This window comes from Microbacterium sp. 13-71-7 (assembly GCF_002257455.1).
Taxonomy (GTDB): domain Bacteria; phylum Actinomycetota; class Actinomycetes; order Actinomycetales; family Microbacteriaceae; genus Microbacterium.
The window spans coordinates 1-4,140 of the sequence record NZ_NCKN01000303.1 but is presented as its reverse complement, the minus strand read 5'-3'; the positions used below and the strand labels follow the sequence as shown (position 1 = coordinate 4,140).

5 protein-coding genes are annotated in these 4,140 nt (G+C 70.5%); 3 read left to right on the top strand and 2 right to left on the bottom strand.

What is annotated here, in order from left to right:
- Positions 1–9: 9 nt before the first annotated feature.
- Positions 10–1,026, bottom strand: coding sequence for an ABC transporter permease (locus B7X32_RS19160; RefSeq protein WP_292723364.1), 1,017 nt, complete (start codon positions 1,024–1,026; stop codon positions 10–12).
- Positions 1,027–1,054: 28 nt separating this feature from the next.
- Positions 1,055–2,674 (bottom strand): ABC transporter substrate-binding protein, encoded by a 1,620-nt coding sequence (locus B7X32_RS19155; protein ID WP_292723358.1) that lies wholly within the window; start codon positions 2,672–2,674, stop codon positions 1,055–1,057.
- 161 nt (positions 2,675–2,835) lie between these two features.
- Between B7X32_RS19155 and B7X32_RS19150 the strand changes: the two genes are divergently transcribed.
- From B7X32_RS19150 to B7X32_RS19140, 3 genes are read left to right on the top strand one after another with little or no spacing between them, the layout of a single operon-like run.
- The gene (locus tag B7X32_RS19150) at positions 2,836–3,243 is read left to right on the top strand and encodes a YbaB/EbfC family nucleoid-associated protein (RefSeq protein ID WP_292723355.1); all 408 of its coding nucleotides are present in this window, start codon (positions 2,836–2,838) and stop codon (positions 3,241–3,243) included.
- Positions 3,243–3,536 (top strand): WXG100 family type VII secretion target, encoded by a 294-nt coding sequence (locus B7X32_RS19145; protein ID WP_292723361.1) that lies wholly within the window; start codon positions 3,243–3,245, stop codon positions 3,534–3,536. The genes B7X32_RS19150 and B7X32_RS19145 overlap by 1 nt, the downstream gene beginning before the upstream one ends.
- On the top strand, positions 3,536–3,979 hold the full coding sequence (locus tag B7X32_RS19140) for a hypothetical protein (protein ID WP_292723353.1): 444 nt from the start codon (positions 3,536–3,538) through the stop codon (positions 3,977–3,979). The genes B7X32_RS19145 and B7X32_RS19140 overlap by 1 nt, the downstream gene beginning before the upstream one ends.
- Positions 3,980–4,140: the final 161 nt, after the last annotated feature.

The window sequence follows — 4,140 nt, the reverse complement described above, 5'->3', positions numbered from 1 at the left end:
GCAACCGCCTCATCGCCCGACCTCCGGACGCGCAGGAGCGGGGCGGGCGACGGCGACGGCCGAGGTGCGCAGCCGCGGATCCAGGAGCGGCGCCGCGAGCTCCACGAGCGTGTTCACGATCACGAAGACGAGCGCGCTGAACAGGATGATCCCGGTCACCACCGGCAGATCGCGGCCGGTGATCGCGGCGAGCGTGACGCGGCCGAGTCCGGGGCGGGCGAACACGGTCTCCACGAGCACCGCACCGCCGAGCAGCGAACCGACGAGGTATGCGCTCAGCGTCAGCGCACCGATCGAGCCGTGCCTCAGGGTGTGCCGCAGCGTCAGCCTGGTGTGGTCCGCGCCGCGAGCGCGCACGGTCAGCGCCCAGGGCTGGCGCTCCGCCGCCTCCACGCCGTCGCGCAGCACCTGGCCGAGCAGCGCAGCGACGGGCAGCGCGAGGGTGACCGCCGGCAGCACGAGACCGGCTCCGGTCCGCGAACCCGCCACGGGGAACCAGCCCAGTCCGAAGGCAAACACGGTGAGCAGCAGCAGCCCGATCCAGAACACCGGTGACGACAGCACGATCAGCTCGGCCGCCGCGAGGATCCCGCGGGCGAACGGCCGGCGGGCGATCAGTACTCCGGCGAGCGCCAGCAGCACGGCGATCGTGAGGGCGGCGGCTGTGAGCTGCAGCGTCGCCCCGAGCTGACGGCCGATCACCTCGCCCACCGGCATCCGCAGCTGGTACGAGGTGCCGAGATCCCCGCGCAGCAGATCGCCGAGCATCGACAGGTACTGCTGCCAGATCGGGCGGTCCAGTCCCAGCTCCGCCCTGATGCCGGCCTTGACCGCCTCGCTCACCTGGGCCTGCGGGCCGAGCATGACGCTCACGGGGTCGCCCGGAAGCACGCGGAACGCGAGGAACGACAGCGTCGCCGCGCCCCACAGCACGAGCACGATCGAGAGCACCGCACCGCCGATCCGGCGCACGAGCGCGCCGGATCGCGACGAGGCGATCGCTCGCGACCGCCGGGAAGGATCCATCACGAGCGGACGATACCGCGAACCGCGCTCACTTCACGCCGGCGCCGAAGAACAGCGGCCGCCCGTAGATGTCGAAGCCGAGGCCCGCCACCTTGTCGCCCACCGCGGTAATGGCGGAGGTGACGTACAGCGGCACGATCGCGCCGTCCTTCGCGTTCCACTGCTGGATCTGCGCGTAGACGTCGGCGCGCTTCGCCGCGTCCGTGGTGGCGATGCCGTCCTTGAGGAGCTGGTCGAGCTTCGGATCGCTCACCGAGGACGCGTTCTGGAAGCCGTCGGTCGCCAGGTGGCTGCGCAGCAGATCGGGGTCGACGCCGGAGAAGTCCCAGTCGGTGATGTCGAACGTCTTCGGACCGTACTTCGCGTTGTACGCGCCGGGCTCCAGGGTCTCCCGGGTGACCTCGAAGCCGACGGCCTTGAGGTCCGACTGGATCGCGTTCGCGAGCGCCGCGTGGTCGTCCGAGACCGGAGTCCACGCGATCCAGTCCGCCGTCAGCCGCTGACCGTCCTTGGTGCGGATGCCGTCGGCTCCGCGCTGCGTCCAGCCCGCCTCGTCGAGGAGCTTGTTCGCGAGCTCCTTGTCGAAGGGCCAGCTCTTCTCCAGGCTCTTGTCGTAGCCGGGGGTCGTCGGCCCGAGGATGCTCCACGCACGCGGGAACTGGCCGAAGAAGATCTTGTCCACGGCGGAGTCGACGTCGATCGCGCGGGTGAACGCCTCACGCACCTTCTGGTCGGCGAACACGCCGTTCTTCTCGTTCAGGAACAGCGAGTACGGCAGCCCGGGCACCTGCACGGACTTCACGGTCGCAGACCCCTTGACCTGCGACACGAGGTTCGGCGGCAGCTGCGAGGCGAGATCGATCTCACCCGAGGACACGGAGCCGCTGCGCACCGACGCCTCCGGGAGGATCTGCACGCGGAGCGTCTTGAAGGCCGGCGCCTTCTCCCCCTCGGGGGCCCAGGCGTACTTCGCGTTCCGGGTGTAGACGATCTCCTGATCCGGCGTGTACGACGAGATCTGGAACGGCCCGGTGCCCACGCTGATGCCCTTGCCGCCGGCGGCCAGATCGGCGGAGTGCTCCTTGAGCACCTTCGGCGCGTAGAAGCCGAGCTGCGCCGTACTCGCCGCCTGCAGGAAGGGCGCGTAGGGCTGCGCGAACGTGACCTTCACGGTGGTCGGATCCACCACCTCGGTGCCCTTGTACAGGTCGCCCCCGAGCATGCTCGCGGCCTGGGCGGACTTGGTCGCGGGATCCGCGATCCGGTCGAAGTTGGCCTTCACCGCGGCGGCGTCGAACTTCTCGCCGTCGGTGAAGGTGACGTCGTCGCGCAGGTGGAACGTGTAGGAGGTGCCGTCCGCGGAGACCTCCCACTTCTTCGCGAGCCAGGGGACGAAGGATCCGTCCGCCTTCTGGAACACGAGCGAGTCGAGCACGGCGCGCTGCACCATCGCGGTCACATCGAGCTGGCTGGTCTGCGGATCCATCTTCCCGGCGGACAGCAGGCTGCCGTCGACGCCCCAGACGATCTCGCCGTTCGCGTCGCCGGAGCCGGATCCGGATCCGGCGGAGCAGGCGCTGAGCGCGAGCGCGGCTGCTGCGGCGAGCGCGGTGAAGGGCAGGAGTCGACGCCGAAGCGGAGAGGGCATGAGGGATCCTCGAGTGTGGTGAGGGTGCGGGACACTCCAGGCTATCGGTTTGTGGACAGGGTGGATCTTTCCTCGCGATCCGCAGGGGATGGGGAGTTCTCCCCATCCCCGATCGTCTCGGTCTTCATTAGTGTGCTGTTCGAGAGACCCGGGGGGGGACCATGGACGACGCGACATCCCGCGCGATCACCGCCATGCACGAGCGGATCGACGCCCAGATCGCGCAGGCGCAGCGGCTGGCCGAGGACAGTGCACGCCTCACGGCGCAGGTCGAGAGCACGGTGGTCGAGGTGTCCTCGTCGGACCGCACGGTCACGGTGCGCGCGCGCCCATCCGGAGCCGTCGACGAGGTGGCGCTGGGACCGTCCGCGGCGGAGCGGGATCCGAGGGTTCTCGGCGCGCTGATCACCGAGACGGTGGCGCGGGCGCAGCGGGCAGCCGCCGAACGGGCGGTCTCCGAGATGGCCGCGATCCTCGGCGCGGACTCGCCGCTCGTCGCCGAGACGCGCGCGGAGCTGGAGCGCGCCTTCCCCGGTCCGCGCGGCGGAGAAGGGATCCGGTACTCGTGATGAAGACGCTGGAGGCGAATCCCGCCCTCATGATCGCCGCCGCGAAGACGATCGCCGCGGCATCCCGCGGCATCGACGGCGAGCTTGCGACGCTGACCTCCGCCGCCACCGCCCTGCGCGGCGCGTGGTCCGGCGAGGCGCAGGTCGCGTACGACGGCGCGCAGCGCCGGTTCACCGCGTCGATGACCGAGCGCGCTCGGTTGATCGACGAGATCACCAGGGCCGTCCAGGGGGTCGCGCAGGCGTACGCCGATGCCGACCTCGTCGGCCAGCAGGCGCTGGGGCCGAGCTGATGCGCGCCAAGGTCATCGCCGTCCTCGCCGTGCTCGGCCTCGCCGCCGCGCTCGCCGGCTGCGCTCCCTCGGGCGGCGTCCGCTACCGGACCGCCATCCCGGCAGCGCTCAAGGCCTCCGATCCCGGCATCACCGAGGCCTGGGCGGACCAGGGCCTGGACGGCTTCACCCATTACCTGAGCGTCGGCGTGACCGTCGACCGCGAGAAGGTCACGCCGAAGGAGCTCGGATCGATGTTCGCCGTCATCCTCGAGAACAACGATCTGGGCGTCGAACAGCTGCAGCTGGCCGTGACCGACCCCTCCGGATCGAACATCGACATCGAGACGGTCGCCAAGCAGCTCGATCCCGCGGTGAAGGTGGTCTCCGACTACTCCACGCTGGTGATCTCGTTCGGCGATGCGGCGCACCTGCGCGATCTGGCAGCGGGGAGGACGAACTGATGGCCGCACCGAGCGCTCAGCGCATCGTCATCGACGAGTCCGTCCTGAAGGCGCAGACCGCGTCCTTGGCCGAGGCCGCGACGGTCCTCCGGTCCTCGGCGGCGACGGCCTCGGGTGGAATCGGCGCCGGTGCCTTCGGCCTGCTCTGCGGAGCCCTGCTC

Bases quoted from the DNA above. Each gene is read 5' to 3' on its own strand.
- B7X32_RS19155 (WP_292723358.1), bottom strand. From the start codon at position 2,674: ATGCCCTCTCCGCTTCGGCGTCGACTCCTGCCCTTCACCGCGCTCGCC.
- B7X32_RS19160 (WP_292723364.1), bottom strand. From the start codon at position 1,026: ATGGATCCTTCCCGGCGGTCGCGAGCGATCGCCTCGTCGCGATCCGGC.
- B7X32_RS19140 (WP_292723353.1), top strand. From the start codon at position 3,536: ATGCGCGCCAAGGTCATCGCCGTCCTCGCCGTGCTCGGCCTCGCCGCC.
- B7X32_RS19150 (WP_292723355.1), top strand. From the start codon at position 2,836: ATGGACGACGCGACATCCCGCGCGATCACCGCCATGCACGAGCGGATC.
- B7X32_RS19145 (WP_292723361.1), top strand. From the start codon at position 3,243: ATGAAGACGCTGGAGGCGAATCCCGCCCTCATGATCGCCGCCGCGAAG.